This window comes from Alsobacter metallidurans (assembly GCF_014636935.1).
Taxonomy (GTDB): domain Bacteria; phylum Pseudomonadota; class Alphaproteobacteria; order Rhizobiales; family Beijerinckiaceae; genus Alsobacter; species Alsobacter metallidurans.
This window is the reverse complement of record NZ_BMES01000001.1, coordinates 378,604-394,069: the sequence shown is the minus strand read 5'-3', so window position 1 is coordinate 394,069 and position 15,466 is coordinate 378,604. Positions and strand designations below refer to the sequence as shown.

Sequence of the window (15,466 nt, the reverse complement as noted above, 5' to 3'; positions counted from 1 at the left end):
GCCGCAACACGAGCCCTCGCCTTGCCCCTTCGCGTTTCAGCCCCCCGCCTCTTCGCCACGCTCGCGCTCGCGGCGGCATGGGCCACGCCCGCCGCCGCGCAGCTCATGCTGCCGGGCGCTTCCGCCCCGACGCCGCAAGGCGCCGTTCAGCCGGCGTCGCCCGGCCAGGCTGCGCCCTCCGCCCCGGCGGCGCCACGGCCGCCGGCCGGGCCCGCGGCGGTGAAGATCGCCGGCGAGGACGCGCTGGTCGGCAAGTCGCTGTTCCTGAAGGGCACGCGCGGCAAGCTCGTGATCGAGCGCAAGGACAAGACGTCCCTGGCCGCCACCGTGATCGCGTCCGGCGACAAGATCTCGAAGCCGACCGAGGCCTGCGGCATTGATCTTGGCGGCGGAAGGCCCATCGACCTGAAGCCGGCCGGTCGACCGGACGGGGTGCTGCGCTATACGCTGGATTTCCCGGCCTGCCCGCTCACCTTCGACATGCTGGACGGCGCGGTGCTGGTGACGAGCGCGTCGCCGAGCTGCACCTTCACGGAAGCCGATTGCCGCGTGGAGCCGCGCGGCATGTGGGGGCCGGCCCCCAGCGCGATCGAGGCGGTGGGCGGCATCGAGAGCGACCGCGGGCGCGCCGACAAGGCGGTGCGGGACAACTTCAAGGCGCTGCTCAGCCGCACCAAGGGCAAGGCCGAGATCAAGCAGGTGGCGGCCGAGCAGGCCGGCTTTACGTCCGAGCGCGAAACCATCTGCGGCGGCTACGCCCGCGAGGCCGCGCACGGCTATTGCGCATCGCGCTACACGGAATGGCGGGCGGCCAGCCTCGCGGCGCGCCTGAACCGGCTGGACGGCAAGCCCGAGAACGCCATCGTGGCCGCCAAGCCCGCGCCCAAGCCGAAGCCCAAGCCCGCGTCCGATGGCGGCCTGATGACCGCGGCCCCGGCCGAGGCCCTGCCGACGCGGCCCGCGACGGCCCCGCCGCCTCCCCCACCGGCGACCAAGTCGATCTTCGATATCTTCCGGTAGGCGGCGCCGCGCCGCCAATCAGGCGGCGGTCTGCCCGGCTTCCCAGCCCAGCATCGCCTGCTTGCGGGTGATACCCCAATGGTAGCCCGTGAGCGCGCCCGAGCGGCCGAGCACGCGGTGGCAGGGCACGACGAAGGAGATCGGATTGCGGCCCACCGCCGCCCCTACGGCGCGCGCCGCCTTGGGCGCGCCGATGTGGCGGGCGATGTCCGAATAGGTGGTGGCCCGGCCCATCGGAATGCGCAGCAGCGTCTGCCACACCCGCACCTCGAAATCCGAGCCGATCAGCACCACGCGCAGCGGCGTGTCGGAGCGCCAGCATTCCGGATCGAAAGCCCGCTGGGCCAGCGCCTGCGTGGCGGCCGGGTCCTCGCGAAACTGCGCCCGCGGCCAGCGCCGCACCATGTCGGCCAGCGCCGATTCGCGGTCGCCATCGTCCACGAAGCCCACGCCCGCGAGACCGCGCGCGGTCGCGACCACGATGGCCTCGCCGAAGGGCGACGGGTGGAAGCCATACGCCATCGCGACTCCGGCGCCCGCGGCCTTCCATTCGCCCGGGCTCATGGCCTCGTGCGTGACGAACAGATCGTGCAACCGGCTCGGGCCCGAGAGGCCGACCTCGTAGGCGGCGTCCAGCACGCTGGCCGAGTCGCGCAAAAGCGCGCGGGCGCTGTCGAGCGTCAGCGCCTGCAGGAAGGCCTTGGGGGTCAGCCCCGCCCAGCGCCGGAAGATGTGGTGCAGGTGCGAGGACGAGACGCCCACCTGCGCGGCGACCTCGTCCAGCGAGGGCTGGCGGCGCCAGTGCTCGGTCATGAAGGCCAGCGCCTTGCGGACGCGGTCATAATCCTCCAGCGGTCCGGGCTGAAGGTCGGCGACCCCCACGGGGGCGAATTCGGCGGTGGATTGCAACATCGTGGCTCTCCGTGTCGACCGCCACACTAGGCGGTCGCCGAAAGGCCCGACACCCGAAAGCTGCGGGGCCGCCTGATCAGGACGGCGAATAGGGATTGTAGATCACGCCCTGCCGTGCCTCGGCCAGCGCGGCCGAGAGCGCGTCGCCGAAGTTGGCTTTCTCGTCCGGCGACAGAAACGCAGCGAGCCCCACCATTTGGCCGCGCGACACCAGCGCGAGCCGCTGGACGCCGAATTCCTCGTGTTCCTCGCGATGAAGCCGCGTCCAGGCCGGGTTGAACCGCCATTCCGCCGAGGGGCCCTTCACGGGGTTCTTGCGCAGGAACACCTCCAGGGCGCTGACCCGCACCTCCTCGGAGGAGCGCGCTTCCGCGAGGCTGGCGCGCAGGGCGAAAAACAGCAGCACCACGTCGAGACCGTAGAACCCCGCCACTGGCCAGAAGCCGAGCACGATGAACGGGATGCTGGCGACGCAGCTCGCCAGCGCGACCAGCACCATCACGAGCCGCACGCCGCGCAGGTTCAGCGAGCGGTGCGGATGCAGCACCGCGGAGAAAACGGGTGGCGCCTCTTCGGGGGACATTGGAGGTTGCCTGCCTGGGTTTGAGCTTGCCGCCCTTCCATCTGGAAAATTATATGTCAGCCATGCCGCCGAGAAAGCCCGTCGCCGATCAACTCTCCACGAGGCCAATCGCCGCGGATGCCGCGCGCGGGAAGGTTGCCGCGAAGCCCAGCCCCAAGCCGAAGACCTCGGCCGGCGCCAAGCCGGCCGCGAAGGCGAAGCCGGCGAAGAAGGCCAGGGCGCCGAAAGCCCCGAAGCCGCTGGAGCCGCCGCTGGTGCGCGAGCTCTTCACGCGCTTCCGCGAGGCCGATCCGGAGCCCAAGGGGGAACTGGAGCACAGCAACCCGTTCACGCTGCTGGTCGCCGTGGTGCTGTCCGCGCAGGCGACCGACAAGGGCGTCAACATCGCGACGCGGCCGCTCTTTGCAGTCGCGGACACGCCGCAGAAGATGCTGGCGCTGGGCGAGGACGCGGTGCGCGAGGCGATCAAGACGATCGGACTCTTCCGCAACAAGGCCAAGAACGTGATCGCGCTGTCGCGAAAGCTGATCGACGAGTTCGGCGGCGAGGTGCCGGACAGCCGCGAGGCGCTTGAAACGCTGCCGGGCGTGGGCCGCAAAACCGCGAACGTGGTGCTGAACACCGCCTTTGGCCGGCCCACCATTGCGGTGGACACGCATCTTTATCGCGTGTCGCACCGTCTCCCGCTGGCGCCCGGCAAGACGCCGCTGGATGTGGAACTAGGGCTCGAGAAGGCAGTCCCCGAGGAATTCCGCCTCCACGCCCACCACTGGCTCATTCTGCACGGCCGCTATGTCTGCAAGGCCCGCAAGCCGGATTGCCCCCGCTGCATCGTCAGCGACATCTGCCGCTTCGAGCCGAAGACGCTGCCGGGCCAGAGCCCGCCGCCCGGCGCGGATCCCGAGGACGCGCCGCTGCAGGAGTAACGGCGGCTGGCAAGACCCTCACCCTGTCCCTCTCCCCTGGTGGGGAGAAGGCACGCGCTCCGTCGGCGCGTGTTTCTCGGCAAAGCGAGTTCTCTTGAAATGGCCGCAGGCGGCCCACTCTCCCCATCAGGGGACAGGGCGGTTCGGATCACTCGACAGCGAGCGCCGAACCTCAGCCGTAGACCCACAGCCCGGCCAAGCCGGCCGCGCCGACGAGGATGCGCCACCAGGCGAACACCGCGAAGCCGTGCTTGGTGACGTAGGTGAGCAGGCCCTTCACGACCAGCAGGCCGGCGATCAGCGCCGCCACGAAGCCGACGCTGATGATGCCGACATGGCTGGTGTCCAGCGTCTTGTAGTTCTTCAAGAGGTCATACGCGAAGGCGCCCGCCATCGTGGGCATGGCCAGAAAGAACGAGAATTCGGCGGCGGCGCGCTTGTCGGCCCCCATCAGCATCGCGCCCACGATGGTGGCGCCGGAGCGCGACACGCCCGGGATCATCGCCAGGCATTGGGCGAAGCCGATCTTGACGTACATGGACAGCGGGAAAGTCGTGGCGTCGTGATAGCGCGGCGCGGGCGCACGCTCGTCGATCACCAGCAGGACCAGGCCGCCGACGATCAGCGCGATGCAGACCACCAGCGGGTTGAACAGCACGCCCTTGATGAAGCCGTGCAGGATCGCGCCGATCACGGCCGCGGGCAGAAAGGCGGCCAGCACGCCGATCACGAAATTGCGCGCCTTCGGGTCGCTCGGCAGCGCGAAGGCGATCTGCAGCAGCTTGCGCAGGTAGACTCCCAGGATGGCGAGGATCGAGCCGAGCTGGATCAGCACCGCGAACGTCTTGTCGAATTGTTCGTCGCCGAAGTTCAGCCCGAGGAAGTGCTCGGCCAGCAGCAGGTGGCCGGTGGATGACACCGGCAGGAATTCGGTGAAGCCCTCCAGGATCCCGAGCACGATGGCTTTGAGGGCGAGCGCGAGGTCCATGCGGAATTCCTTTGGAGAAGGCCGGCGCGAGGCGGGGCGCACCGGACAGGCTTGTGCGCAGGGGGACGATTCGGGTTGTCCCGAACGCGTGGCGGTTTTATACGCTGCCCTCGCGCGGCGCCACCCTGAGCGTTCCGCCTGGCGGGCTTTCGATCCCCTCGCCTCCTTCAGGCCTGCATTTTTCGGAGTCGAAGCCGCAGATGGCGACGCTCTATCATCACCCGCTTTGCCCCCATTCGCGTTTCGTCCGGCTTGTGCTGGGCGAGTTCGGCATCGACGTCGCGCTCGTGGAGGAGCGCGCCTTCGAGCGGCGCACCGAGTTCCTCGTCATGAACCCGGCCGGAACCACGCCGGTGTTCGTGGAGGACCCGAGCGGCGCCGTGCCGGGCGCGGCCGTGATCGCCGAATATCTCGACGAGACGCGCGGGCTCGCGCTGGGCGAGCGGAGGCTGCTGCCGTCCGACCCGATGGGCCGGGTGGAGGTGCGCCGCCTCGTCGACTGGTTCAACGGCAAGATGCATGACGAGGTCACGGGCTACCTGGTGACCGAGAAGGTGTTCAAGCGCTTCATGCCAGCCGAGTTGGGCGGCGGCGCGCCCGACATGGCGGCCATCCGGGCGGCGCGATCCAACATCCGCTATCATCTGTCGTATATCGGCTTCCTGATGGGGAGCCGGAACTGGCTGGCCGGCGACCGGCTGAGCTGGGCCGACCTCGCGGCCGCCGCGCAGTTGTCGGCGGCGGATTACCTGGGCGACGTGCCGTGGAACGAGAACGAGACAGCCAAGCACTGGTACGCGCGGGTGAAGTCCCGGCCGTCGTTCCGGCCGCTTCTCGCCGACCGGGTGCTCGGGATGGAGCCGTCGGAACACTACGCCGACCTGGACTTCTGACCGGCGAGGCCCTGAAGGCCCGGCTAGTCGCGGACGCTCGGCGCGAAGGCTTCGACGTCGTCCGGGTGACGACGCCCGGCTCTATCCCGCAAGCGCGAGCGCAGCTCCTGGCGGCCTTGGCGGAAGGGCGCCATGGCGACATGGACTGGCTCGCCGACGAGCCGGACAAGCGCGCCGACCCGCGGGCGTTGTGGCCGGAGTGCCGCAGCGTCGTGATGCTGGCCGCCAGCTATGCGCCTGAAAGCGATCCGCTGGCCGGGCTCTCGCTGCGCGATCGCGCCGTGATTTCGGTCTACGCCCGTGGCCGCGACTACCACGATGTGCTGAAAGGCCGGCTGAAACAGATCGCAAGCCGCCTCAAAGCCAAGTCGGGCGGGGAGGTGAAGGTGTTTGTCGACACCGCGCCCGTGATGGAGAAGCCGCTCGCGCAGGCGGCCGGGGTCGGCTGGCAGGGCAAGCACAGCGTGCTGGTGTCGCGCCAGCATGGCTCCTGGCTGTTTCTGGGCGCGATCTTCACCACCGCCGACCTGCCGCCGGACGCCGCCGAGGCCGACCATTGCGGCTCCTGCACGCGCTGCCTCGACATTTGCCCGACGGACGCTTTTCCGGCCCCCTATCGGCTGGATGCGCGGCGCTGCATCTCCTACCTGACGATCGAGCACCGGGGGCCAATCCCGCGAGACCTGCGCGTCGGGATCGGCAACCGCGTCTTCGGCTGCGACGATTGCCTCGCTGTCTGCCCCTGGAACAAGTTCGCGGCCGCGGGGCGTGACGCCAAGCTTCAGGCGCGCGCTGATCTGGACGCCCTGCCGCTCGCCGAACTCGCGCGGCTGGACGACGCGGCGTTCCGGGTCAAATTTGCCGGAACGCCCGTGAAACGTACGGGACGGGACAGTTTCGTGCGCAATGTGCTGGTCGCGATCGGCAATTCGGGCAATCCTGCGCTCGCGCCCGATGCGGAAGCGCTGTTGGCGGACGGCTCGCCGCTGGTGCGCGGAGCCGCTATATGGGCGTTGGGACGGCTCGCGCCGGAGCGGTTCGCACGGGCGCGGGCGGCTCTGGCGCCGCGTGAGACCGACCCTGACGTCCAGGCCGAATGGAGCAGCCCCCCGTGAATCTCCTCGTTTTCGGCTACGGCTACACCAGCCGCGCTTTCGTGAGCGCGCAGCAGGACGCATTCTCGGACGTCGCCGCCACGGTGCGCTCGCCGGCGAAAGCCGCCGCACTGGCGCAGGAGGGCGTGCGCGGGCTCGTGTTCAACGCCACCGGCTGGGACGCGGCGCTTCCGGCCGCGATCGACGCCGCGGACGCGATGCTGGTCTCCATTCCGCCCGACAACGAGGGCGACCCGGTTCTGCGCGTTTTCGCCGAACGCATCGGCGCGGCGCCCAACCTGCGCTGGATCGGCTATCTGTCCACCGTCGGGGTCTATGGCGACCATGCCGGGGCCTGGGTTAGCGAGACCACGCCGCCGCGGCCGATCAGCGAGCGCTCCGCCCGCCGGGTCCACGCCGAGGAGGGATGGCTGGCGCTGGGCCGCCAGACGCGCAAGCCCGTTCACATCTTTCGCCTGTCCGGGATCTACGGTCCCGGACAGAACGCGCTCGTGAACCTGCAGAACGGCACGGCGCGGCGCCTGGTGAAGCCCGGCCAGGTGTTCAACCGCATCCATGTCGACGACATCGCGGGCGTGCTGGCCGCCTCCCTGCGCAAGCCCGACGGCGGGATCTACAACGTCACGGACGACGAACCCGCGCCGCCGCAGGACGTCGTCACCTACGCGGCCGGACTGCTGGGCGTCGAGCCGCCGCCCGAACTCGCTTTCGAGACCGCCGAGCTGTCGCCGATGGCGCGCAGCTTCTATGGCGAGAACAAGCGCGTCTCCAACCGCCGGGTGCGCGACGAGCTCGGCTACGCGTTCAAGTATCCGACCTACCGGGAAGCCCTGCAGGCGCTGGCCGAGGCGGGCGACGGCCGGGGCGAAGGTGAAGCGGGCGGGGCTGAGTAGGGCCCAGACCTGGCTACAATCAGCGATCCGTCAGCTTCCACAACACCCCTCATCCTGAGGAGCAGGCCCGCTTGGGCCTGCGTCTCGAAGGACGAGGGGCTTCAGGATGCTCAATCATCGTGCGCTCTGGAGACCCTCGTCCTTCGAGACGCATCGCCAAGGGGCGACGCTCCTCAGGATGAGGGGATCGTAAGTGGCTGACGGCTCTAGGACCGCGCCCCGCCCTCAGGCCGCGTGCCGCTCCGCGTCGGCGCCGAAATGGCCGATATAGCGCGGGCTGATGGCCGAGACAGGCAGCACCACCAGCACGTCCGTGGTGCCGAACTGCCGGTCCACCACCGCGCCATCGCCAAAGGTCGCCCCCACGCGCAGGTAGCCCTTGATCAGCGGCGGCAGGCTATGAAGCGCCGCCTTGGGGTTGATGGCGGTCTTGTCGATCACGTCCATGGGAACGTGGCGGCCCGGCAGCGCTCGGGCGCGCCATTCTGCCGGGGCCATGGCGTGGTGATGGAGGAAGCTGAGCGGCAGCGCCAGCTGGGCCGGGTCGGTTCCCTCCAGGCTCGCGCAGCCGAACATCACGTCCATGCGGTGACGACGCACATAGGTCCATACGCCGTGCCAGAGCAGCTCCACGGTGCGCTTGTCGCGGTAGGGCGCGAGCACGCACGAGCGGCCGAGCTCCAGGAAACGCTGGCCCGGATGGCTGCGCAGAATGGGGCCGATGTCGAACTCGCCCGCCGAATAGAAGCCGCCATGCCGTTCCGCGACCTCCTGGCGCAGCAGCCGGTAGGTGCCGACCACCTTGGGCTTGCGCTTGCGCGCATGGGGCTTGCCGAACAGCTCGGCGGGAGCCTCATGATCGATCACCAGCAGGTGGTCGCAGATGAGGTCATAAGCGTCGATGTCGCGCCGCTTCAGCCGCGAGAGCATGTCAGGCACGGCCGCCAACTCTTCGTAGAACACGCGATAGCGCAGCTTCTGGGCGCGTTTCACGTCCTTCTTGGTCTGCGCGAGCCGCACCTCGAGCGAGCCGATGCGCCCGAGCGTTCCCGCCAGCCCTTCGGGCGCGGGATCGGGGCGGAGCCTGGCGCGCGTCAGGAAGCCGGCGGATTGGCGGTGGAAATTCACGATGACCCGGGACGTGAGCGAGGCGGCGGCGTGCGAGGCCGGTTTGGCGGCTTGCATCGGTTGCCACATTGGCGAAGACCCCCAACGCCGGAGGCGACGCCAGCGCCGGCTCGCAAGGGTGACGCGTCGCCCTGACGCAACCTCTTGATCATAGTCGGCTGACGCGATTGTGACAAATCGGACGGTTCGATGAACGCTCCGTTCAAGCCCGGCGCTCACCCCGTCCGGGCAAGCGTCTCCAGGCCGATCGCCCGTGTGAGCGCGGCCGGATCGAGCGGCTTCGCCACCGTAGCGTCCATGCCGGACGCCAGTGCGAGGCCGCGGTCCTCCTCGAAAGCGTTGGCGGTGAGCGCGACGATGCGCACCCGCGCCGCACCGTGGCGGCTTTCCAGCTCGCGGACCTGGCGGGTGGCCTCGTGCCCGTCGAGCTCCGGCATGCGAACGTCCATGAGCACGAGATCGTAGCGCTCGCCGGCCCGCAAAGACCCCTCGAAGCGCGCGACCGCCTCGCGGCCGTTTTTCGCCCAGTCCACGCTTGCGCCCATGCGCTGCATCAGCTTGGTGGCCAGCAGGGCGTTGATGTCGTTGTCCTCAGCCAGCAGCACACGCATGCCCTGCGCGGCCGGGCCGGCGTGCTTCGGCGCGTCGGGCTGCGCCCCGCCGATGTCGGCCACGATGGGCGCCGGCGCGGCCTCGCTCTCCGGCTCCAGCCGTGACGCCAACGCGCGGGCTCGCACGGGCTTCACCAGATAGCCGTCAAAGCCCGCCGCAGAGGGCGGGCCGAAGGAGCGGCGCTCGAAGGGGGACAGCAGCACGAGGCGGCGCACCACTCCGCAGCGCTTGGCCAGCGCCGCCACCATGCGGGCGTCGTCCTCGCCCACCGCGCCGTCGATCACCAGAAGGTCGGGCGTGAAGCCGCCTTCGTTGAGGCGCACGACGGCGCTCTGCGTGGTGGTGACCCCATGCGCGCGGACGCCGAGCTCCTGGAGGCGGCGCAGCATGAACGGGCCCTCGAAGGGCGATCGCGACACCACAAGGGCGGTCATGCCCGCAAAGGACAGCGCAGGAGACGCGCTTGCGGCGTCCGGGCCCGCGTCGGCCGCCTCGAAATCAAGCGAGAACGCGAACACCGAGCCGCGGCCGGGTTCGCTGGTGACCGTCAGCTCACCGCCCATTCCGGCCACGAGGCGCCGTGAGATCGTCAGGCCGAGCCCGGTTCCGCCGTGCCGGCTGGAAGCCGAGCCGTCGACCTGCTCGAACTCCTCGAAGATGCGCGCCAGCCGGTCGGCCGGGATGCCGACGCCCGTATCCGAGACGCTGAACGCGATGCGGCCGGCGGCGTCCCGCTCAACCAGCACGCCGACGCCGCCCTCGTCGGTGAACTTCACGGCGTTGCCGGCCAGGTTGGTGAGCACCTGGCGCAGGCGCGCGGCGTCGCCCACCACCATTCGCCGGGCGTTCGCGGCCACGAAGCCGGCGATCTCGATGCCCTTGCCCTGGGCGCGCGGGGCCAGGAGCTCCACCGCGCCCTCCACCAGGGCGGCGAGGTCGAAGGGCTCGGCGGAAAGCTCGAGCTTGCCGGCCTCGATCTTCGAGAAGTCGAGGATCTCGTCGATGATCGACAGCAGCGCCTCGCCGGAGGTCTTCACGGCGCGCACATAGGTATGCTGCTCGGGGTCGATCTTGGTGCCCATCAGCAGGTCGGCCATGCCGAGCACGCCGTTGAGCGGGGTGCGGATTTCGTGACTCACGGTGGCGAGGAAGCGGCTCTTGGCCTCGTTGGCGGCCTGCGCCTTGGCGCGCTCGGCCGCGAGCGCCGCCTCGGCCTCGCGGCGATCCGTAATGTCGCGGCCCACGGCCTGGATCTCGGTCTCGCCGCGCGCGCTGCGCACCGGGCTTTCGAGCCAGGAGATCCAGCGCTGCCCCTTCTCGGTCGCGATCGCCTGGTCGTAGCTGCGCGAACCATCATCGCCCTGCCGCTCATCGCTGGTCTCGAGGGCCGGTATCTGGAACTCGGCCCCGAGCAATTGCTCGCGCGGCACGGCCGCGAGGGCCACGAAGGCCTCGTTAGCATAAGTGAGGCGTCCAGCCTGGTCGCGCCGGAGAATGAGGTCGTCCTGGCCCTCGATCAGGCTGCGATACCGGTCCTCGCTCTCGCGCAGCTCCCAGATGTGATCCTGCAGCTTCTCGTTCTTGGCCTCCAGCGCGGCGGCGCGCGCCTCGATCCTGAAATAGTCGCGCAGCAGCAGCGCGGCCGCGATCAGCGCCAGGGCCGATAACGAGCCGAAAACCAGAAGCGAGAGCCACCCGGCGGTGCTGAATTGAAGCGCGTTCATTCCATCCTCTCCGGCCAGCATGCACGAGAGGCATTGAGAAATGGTTGGTTCGAACAACGAAGCAGCGGCGGGCTACAACCCAGGATCGCAGCAATTCACAAAATACTTCGTATTGAATCTTATATCACACATCGTTTGACATACCGAACGGATGAACCTATAAACGGAACACGCGCCGATTTGAGCGAGCAGCTTGCTGGGCGCGCCGGGACGAGAGATCAGCCTCTTGGGCCCGACAAATGCAGCTAAAGCGCCGCGGGTGGACATCCCTCCTCCCACGACCGCACCAGGAGGGACGCATGTTCACGATCAACCGTCGCCACACTCTCGCGCTGGCCGCCGCACTTTGCCTGGGCGCCGGATCGGCCCAGGTCGCCTCCGCGCAGGTCAAGGAAATCCGGATCGATTGGGCGACCTACAACCCCGTCAGCCTCGTGCTGAAGGACAAGGGCCTGCTCGAGGAGGAGTTCAAGAAGGACGGCATCACCATCCGCTGGGTCCAGTCGCTCGGCTCAAACAAGGCGCTCGAATTTCTGAACGCCGGATCGCTGGATCTGGGCTCCACGGCCGGCTCGGCCGCTTTGGTGGCCAAGATCAACGGAAACCCGATCAAGTCCGTCTATGTCTATTCGCGCCCCGAGTGGACCGCGCTGGTCACCAAGGGCGACGCCATCAAGACGGTGGCGGACCTCAAGGGCAAGCGTGTGGCGGTGACGCGCGGCACCGATCCGCACATCTTCCTGGTGCGCGCGCTGGCGGACGCCAAGCTCACCGAAAAGGACGTGAAGCTCGTGTTGCTGCAGCATCCCGACGGCCGCGCCGCCTTGGAGCGTGGCGACGTGGAAGCCTGGGCCGGGCTCGACCCGCTGATGGCGGCCGCCGAGGTGGAGGGCGGCGCCAAGCTGTTCTTCCGCAACGCCGCCGCAAACACCTGGGGCATCCTCAACGTGCGCGAGGAGTTCGCGCAAAAAAATCCCGAGCTTGTCTCGCGCGTCCTGAAGGTCTACGAGCAGGCCCGCCAGTGGTCGCTCGCCAACCCGAAGGACCTCAGCGCCACGCTGGTGGCCGCCACCAAGCTGCCGGACGCCGTAATCGCCAAGCAGCTGGAGCGCACCGAGCTGACGCATGGGCCGATCGGCCAGCCCCAGGCGGACACCATCCTGGCGGCCGGCCTCGCCTTGCAGCAGGCCGGCGTGATCGACGCCGCCGTTGACGTGAAAGCCACCGTGAACGGCCTGATCGAGCCGAAGTATCTCGCTTCCAAGACGCAGACCCAGTAAGGCTCCGCGAGCTTCACCGAGACTTCGCGTTTGGACGCCTCCACTCTTCCTTCGCAGCCGTCGACCTCCCTCCCGACGGATGCAACCAACGCGGCGCCGTCCCTGACGACGCCGCGTTCGGCTGTCCGGGCCAGGCGGACGGCCCGGCCCTGGCTGCTCGGCTTCGTTCTGCCCGTCGGCCTGGCGCTCGGCTGGGAGTTGGCCGTGCGGCTCGGGCTGGCGCAGGGCCGGCTGATGCCGCCGCCGTCCAAGATCCTGGAGGCGTTCTGGTCGCTGGCCCGCACCGGTGAGCTCTGGGTGCATGTCGGCGCCACGCTCGGGCGCGTGCTGGCGGGCTTTGCATTCGGGGCCCTGTTCGGCACGCTGCTGGGGGCATTCGCGGGCGCATCCGAGCGCTTCCGCTGGATCTTCGATCCCACCCTGCAAGCGCTGCGCGCCGTGCCGTCCATCGCATGGGTGCCGCTGTTCCTGCTGTGGTTCGGCATTTTCGAGACGTCCAAGATCATCCTGATCGCCGTCGGGGTGTTCTTTCCGGTTTATCTCGGCGTCGCGGGCGCCATCGCGGGCATCGACCGCAAGCTGCTGGAGGTCGGGCGCGTGTTTCGGCTGTCGCCCTTCGCGACTGTGCGGCGGGTGATGCTGCCGGCGGTCCTGCCCGAATGGATCATCGCGATCCGCTCCGGCCTGGGCCTCGGCTTCATGTTCGTGGTGGCGGCAGAGCTCATGGGCGCGTCCGAGGGCCTCGGCTACCTGCTGCTCGACGGCCAGCAGATGGGTCGGCCGGACCAGATCCTCGCCGCCATCATCGCGTTCGCGCTGCTCGGCAAGGTTTGCGACGGCATCGTGGTGGCAGCGACCGCGCCGCTCACGGCGTGGCAGGACCTGCGGCGGGGGCGTCTTTGATGTTCGTCGTCCAGGGCCTCTCGAAAACCTACGCGGACGGCACGCACGCGCTGCAAAGCATCAATCTCGCGGTGGAAGCCGGCGAGATCCTCGCTGTGGTGGGCGGATCGGGCTGCGGCAAGACCACGCTGCTGCGCCTCGTCGCCGGGCTCGACACGGCCACGTCGGGCGCGATCACGGTGGACGGCGAGCCCATCCTTGGCCCGCATCCAGCCGTCGGCATCGCGTTCCAGGAGCCGCGCCTGCTGCCATGGCTGTGCGTCGCCGACAATGTCGGCTTCGGCGTCATGGACCTGCCCCGCGGCGAGCGCGAAGCGCGCGTGGCCGAGGCGATAGAGCGGGTTGGCCTCGCCGAGCATGCCCAGCGCTGGCCGCGCGAGCTCTCGGGCGGTCAACAGCAGCGCGTCTCCATTGCGCGCGCGCTGGTCGCCCGGCCCAAGGTGCTGCTGCTCGACGAGCCGTTCTCGGCGCTGGACGCTTTCACGCGCGCCAGCCTCCATGAGCACCTGCTGACGCTCTGGGCCGCGAGCCGACCGACCGTCGTGATTGTCACGCACGACGTCGAGGAGGCCGTGTCGCTGGCCGACCGCGTGGTGGTGATGCGGCCCCGGCCGGGCCGCGTGTTCGAGACCATCTCGGTGCGGGCCGGCCGGCCGCGCGACAAGCTCGCGCCCGGGTTCGACAAGGCCAAGCGCCGCGTGTTGAATGCGCTCGACCGGTCGCTGAAGACTGCCGAAGACCATCAAACGCCATCCGCCGGCGGCGCCGAGCTGTGGTGGTGACCAAAACCCGCAGGGAGTGAACCATGTCCGATTCAATCGACGCCACCGCGCTGCGCGCCATGCAGGCGCCCATCAAGGCCAAGTACAAGGACGCGCCGGACGCGGCCGTGATCACCCTGAAGGCCTCCGGCGAGATCGACGAGGCCAAGATCGCCTGCAAGGTCGAGACCGGCCGCGCATTTGCGATGGCGGGCTTGCACCCGGCCACGGGCGGCTCCGGCGCGGAGTTGTGCTCGGGCGACATGCTGCTTGAAGCGCTGGTCGCCTGCGCGGGCGTGACCCTGAAGGCGGTCGCGACCGCCCTCGAGGTGCCGCTGCGCAAGGGCGTGGTGCGGGCCGAGGGCGACCTCGATTTTCGCGGCACCCTGGGCGTCGACCGCGATGCGCCGGTGGGCTTCCGCGCCATCCGGCTCGCCTTCGATCTCGATACGGATGCCCCGCAGGAGAAGATCGACTCGCTGATCAAGCTCACCGAGCGCTATTGCGTGGTGTTCCAGACCATCAACACCAAGCCGCAGCTCAGCGTGCAGGTGAACCGGGGCTGAGAGGGCGGGCAATCGAACCTCGCCGTCATCCCCGGCGGCGCGCAGCGCCGGGAAGGGGATCCAGGAGTGAGCGCCTTTGCCCCTGGATCCCCTTCCCGACCTGCTCCGCAGGTCGCCGGGGATGACGGCGGGACGCGCCTCAGCTGCGCCCGACCTTGTCCTCGATGCACTCCCAGATCGAGACCGCGAGGTCGGGTCCGCCCAGGCGCCTGATGGCGCGCAGGCCGGTGGGCGACGTCACGTTGATCTCGGTGAGATTGCCGGCGATCACGTCGATGCCGACGAAGAGCAGCCCCATCTTGCGCAGATGCGGGCCGATGGTCTCGCAGATCTCGCGCTCGCGGTCGGACAGCATGGTGGTTTCGGCCGCGCCGCCGCGCACCATGTTGGAGCGGATGTCGTTTTCGGCGGGCACGCGGTTCACCGCGCCGAGCGGCTCGCCGTCCACCAGGATGATGCGCTTGTCGCCCTCGCTGACCTGCGGCAGGAACTGCTGCACCACCCACGGCTCGCGGAACGTCACCGAGAACAGGTCGAACAGCGAGCCGAAATTCGGGTCCTTCTCGGCCACCTTGAACACCGCCGCGCCGCCATTGCCATAGAGCGGCTTCATCACGATGGCGCCGTGCTCGGCCCGGAAGGCGTTAATGGCGTCCTTGTCGCGCGTGATGAGCGTCGGCGGCATCAGTTGGGGAAATTCCAGCACGAAGATCTTCTCGGGCGCGTTGCGCACCTGCGCGGGGTCGTTCACCACCAGCGTCTTGGGGTGGATGCGCTCCAGAAGATGCGTCGACGTGATGTAGGCGAGATCAAAGGGCGGGTCCTGGCGCAGCAGCACGACGTCCATCTGGCCGACGTCGCGGGTCTCCGCCTCCCCCAGCGTGACATGGTCGCCCTTCACGTCGCGCACCTGCACGGACTGCATCGGGGCCGTAACGACGCCGTCGCGCATCGAGAGCTTGTCGGGCGTGTAGTAGAACAGCTTGTGGCCGCGCGCCTGGGCTTCGAGCATGAGCGCGAAGGTGGAATCCCCGGCGATGTTGATGCGCTCGATGGGGTCCATCTGGACGGCCACGGTCAACGACATGGGGATCTCCTGGCAAGGCTGGCCGACGCGGCCGGCCGCACCTTCCACCGCTTCACCGTGCGGCGCAACCCGGGG

15 protein-coding genes are annotated in these 15,466 nt (G+C 69.2%); 9 read left to right on the top strand and 6 right to left on the bottom strand.

Going from position 1 to position 15,466, the window contains the following annotated elements; genetic code table 11:
* Positions 1-21 precede the first annotated feature (21 nt).
* On the top strand, positions 22-1,020 hold the full coding sequence (locus IEV99_RS01715) for a hypothetical protein (protein ID WP_188516004.1): 999 nt from the start codon (positions 22-24) through the stop codon (positions 1,018-1,020).
* 18 nt (positions 1,021-1,038) lie between these two features.
* On the opposite strand, the gene IEV99_RS01710 is transcribed toward IEV99_RS01715, so the two are convergent.
* On the bottom strand, positions 1,039-1,932 hold the full coding sequence (locus IEV99_RS01710) for a bifunctional helix-turn-helix domain-containing protein/methylated-DNA--[protein]-cysteine S-methyltransferase (protein ID WP_244643455.1): 894 nt from the start codon (positions 1,930-1,932) through the stop codon (positions 1,039-1,041).
* Positions 1,933-2,008: 76 nt separating this feature from the next.
* A complete protein-coding gene (locus IEV99_RS01705) occupies positions 2,009-2,515 on the bottom strand; it encodes a DUF2244 domain-containing protein (RefSeq protein ID WP_188516003.1) in 507 nt (168 codons plus the stop codon).
* A gap of 53 nt (positions 2,516-2,568) precedes the next feature.
* On the opposite strand from IEV99_RS01705, the gene nth reads away from it, so the two are divergent.
* Positions 2,569-3,441, top strand: a complete 873-nt coding sequence (nth, locus tag IEV99_RS01700; RefSeq protein WP_188516002.1) for an endonuclease III — start codon at positions 2,569-2,571, stop codon at positions 3,439-3,441.
* 172 nt (positions 3,442-3,613) lie between these two features.
* On the opposite strand, the gene IEV99_RS01695 is transcribed toward nth, so the two are convergent.
* Positions 3,614-4,429 carry an undecaprenyl-diphosphate phosphatase gene (locus tag IEV99_RS01695; RefSeq protein WP_188516001.1) on the bottom strand — a complete coding sequence of 272 codons (816 nt, stop codon included), beginning with the start codon at positions 4,427-4,429 and terminating at the stop codon, positions 3,614-3,616.
* A gap of 200 nt (positions 4,430-4,629) precedes the next feature.
* Here IEV99_RS01695 and IEV99_RS01690 point away from each other — a divergent pair, with 200 nt between their 5' ends.
* Genes IEV99_RS01690 through IEV99_RS01680 form a run of 3 tightly spaced genes read left to right on the top strand, consistent with a single transcriptional unit; the run spans position 4,630 to position 7,330 of the window.
* Entirely contained in the window at positions 4,630-5,322 is a 693-nt protein-coding gene (locus IEV99_RS01690) for a glutathione S-transferase family protein (protein WP_188516000.1), read from the top strand.
* A complete protein-coding gene (gene queG / locus IEV99_RS01685; protein WP_244643755.1) occupies positions 5,319-6,437 on the top strand; it encodes a tRNA epoxyqueuosine(34) reductase QueG in 1,119 nt (372 codons plus the stop codon). The genes IEV99_RS01690 and queG overlap by 4 nt, the downstream gene beginning before the upstream one ends.
* Complete coding sequence (locus IEV99_RS01680) at positions 6,434-7,330, top strand: SDR family oxidoreductase (RefSeq protein ID WP_188515999.1); 897 nt, start codon at positions 6,434-6,436, stop codon at positions 7,328-7,330. The genes queG and IEV99_RS01680 overlap by 4 nt, the downstream gene beginning before the upstream one ends.
* Positions 7,331-7,555: 225 nt before the next feature.
* Here IEV99_RS01680 and olsB read toward each other — a convergent pair whose 3' ends face one another.
* Together olsB and IEV99_RS01670 are read right to left on the bottom strand one after the other, a co-directional pair.
* Positions 7,556-8,515, bottom strand: a complete 960-nt coding sequence (gene olsB, locus IEV99_RS01675; protein WP_188515998.1) for a l-ornithine N(alpha)-acyltransferase — start codon at positions 8,513-8,515, stop codon at positions 7,556-7,558.
* A 158-nt stretch (positions 8,516-8,673) separates the two neighbouring features.
* Complete coding sequence (locus IEV99_RS01670) at positions 8,674-10,794, bottom strand: ATP-binding protein (RefSeq protein ID WP_188515997.1); 2,121 nt, start codon at positions 10,792-10,794, stop codon at positions 8,674-8,676.
* Between the two features lie 299 nt (positions 10,795-11,093).
* Here IEV99_RS01670 and IEV99_RS01665 point away from each other — a divergent pair, with 299 nt between their 5' ends.
* The 4 genes from IEV99_RS01665 (at position 11,094) to IEV99_RS01650 (ending at position 14,304) form a co-directional block, all read left to right on the top strand.
* Entirely contained in the window at positions 11,094-12,074 is a 981-nt protein-coding gene (locus IEV99_RS01665) for an aliphatic sulfonate ABC transporter substrate-binding protein (RefSeq protein WP_188515996.1), read from the top strand.
* A gap of 102 nt (positions 12,075-12,176) precedes the next feature.
* Positions 12,177-12,977 carry an ABC transporter permease gene (locus IEV99_RS01660; RefSeq protein ID WP_244643749.1) on the top strand — a complete coding sequence of 267 codons (801 nt, stop codon included), beginning with the start codon at positions 12,177-12,179 and terminating at the stop codon, positions 12,975-12,977.
* On the top strand, positions 12,977-13,759 hold the full coding sequence (locus tag IEV99_RS01655) for an ABC transporter ATP-binding protein (RefSeq protein ID WP_188515995.1): 783 nt from the start codon (positions 12,977-12,979) through the stop codon (positions 13,757-13,759). Before IEV99_RS01660 ends, IEV99_RS01655 begins: the two co-directional genes overlap by 1 nt.
* Before the next feature lie 35 nt (positions 13,760-13,794).
* Positions 13,795-14,304 (top strand): OsmC family protein, encoded by a 510-nt coding sequence (locus IEV99_RS01650; RefSeq protein ID WP_188517596.1) that lies wholly within the window; start codon positions 13,795-13,797, stop codon positions 14,302-14,304.
* Positions 14,305-14,443: 139 nt separating this feature from the next.
* On the opposite strand, the gene gshB is transcribed toward IEV99_RS01650, so the two are convergent.
* Positions 14,444-15,391, bottom strand: a complete 948-nt coding sequence (gene gshB / locus IEV99_RS01645; protein ID WP_188515994.1) for a glutathione synthase — start codon at positions 15,389-15,391, stop codon at positions 14,444-14,446.
* Positions 15,392-15,466: the final 75 nt, after the last annotated feature.

What these genes read in the sequence shown, in the direction of transcription:
- IEV99_RS01670 (WP_188515997.1), bottom strand. Translation starts at nt 10,794, where the DNA reads ATGAACGCGCTTCAATTCAGCACCGCCGGGTGGCTCTCGCTTCTGGTT.
- IEV99_RS01695 (WP_188516001.1), bottom strand. Translation starts at nt 4,429, where the DNA reads ATGGACCTCGCGCTCGCCCTCAAAGCCATCGTGCTCGGGATCCTGGAG.
- olsB (WP_188515998.1), bottom strand. Translation starts at nt 8,515, where the DNA reads ATGCAAGCCGCCAAACCGGCCTCGCACGCCGCCGCCTCGCTCACGTCC.
- IEV99_RS01655 (WP_188515995.1), top strand. Translation starts at nt 12,977, where the DNA reads ATGTTCGTCGTCCAGGGCCTCTCGAAAACCTACGCGGACGGCACGCAC.
- IEV99_RS01665 (WP_188515996.1), top strand. Translation starts at nt 11,094, where the DNA reads ATGTTCACGATCAACCGTCGCCACACTCTCGCGCTGGCCGCCGCACTT.
- gshB (WP_188515994.1), bottom strand. Translation starts at nt 15,391, where the DNA reads ATGTCGTTGACCGTGGCCGTCCAGATGGACCCCATCGAGCGCATCAAC.
- IEV99_RS01705 (WP_188516003.1), bottom strand. Translation starts at nt 2,515, where the DNA reads ATGTCCCCCGAAGAGGCGCCACCCGTTTTCTCCGCGGTGCTGCATCCG.
- IEV99_RS01710 (WP_244643455.1), bottom strand. Translation starts at nt 1,932, where the DNA reads ATGTTGCAATCCACCGCCGAATTCGCCCCCGTGGGGGTCGCCGACCTT.
- nth (WP_188516002.1), top strand. Translation starts at nt 2,569, where the DNA reads ATGTCAGCCATGCCGCCGAGAAAGCCCGTCGCCGATCAACTCTCCACG.
- IEV99_RS01690 (WP_188516000.1), top strand. Translation starts at nt 4,630, where the DNA reads ATGGCGACGCTCTATCATCACCCGCTTTGCCCCCATTCGCGTTTCGTC.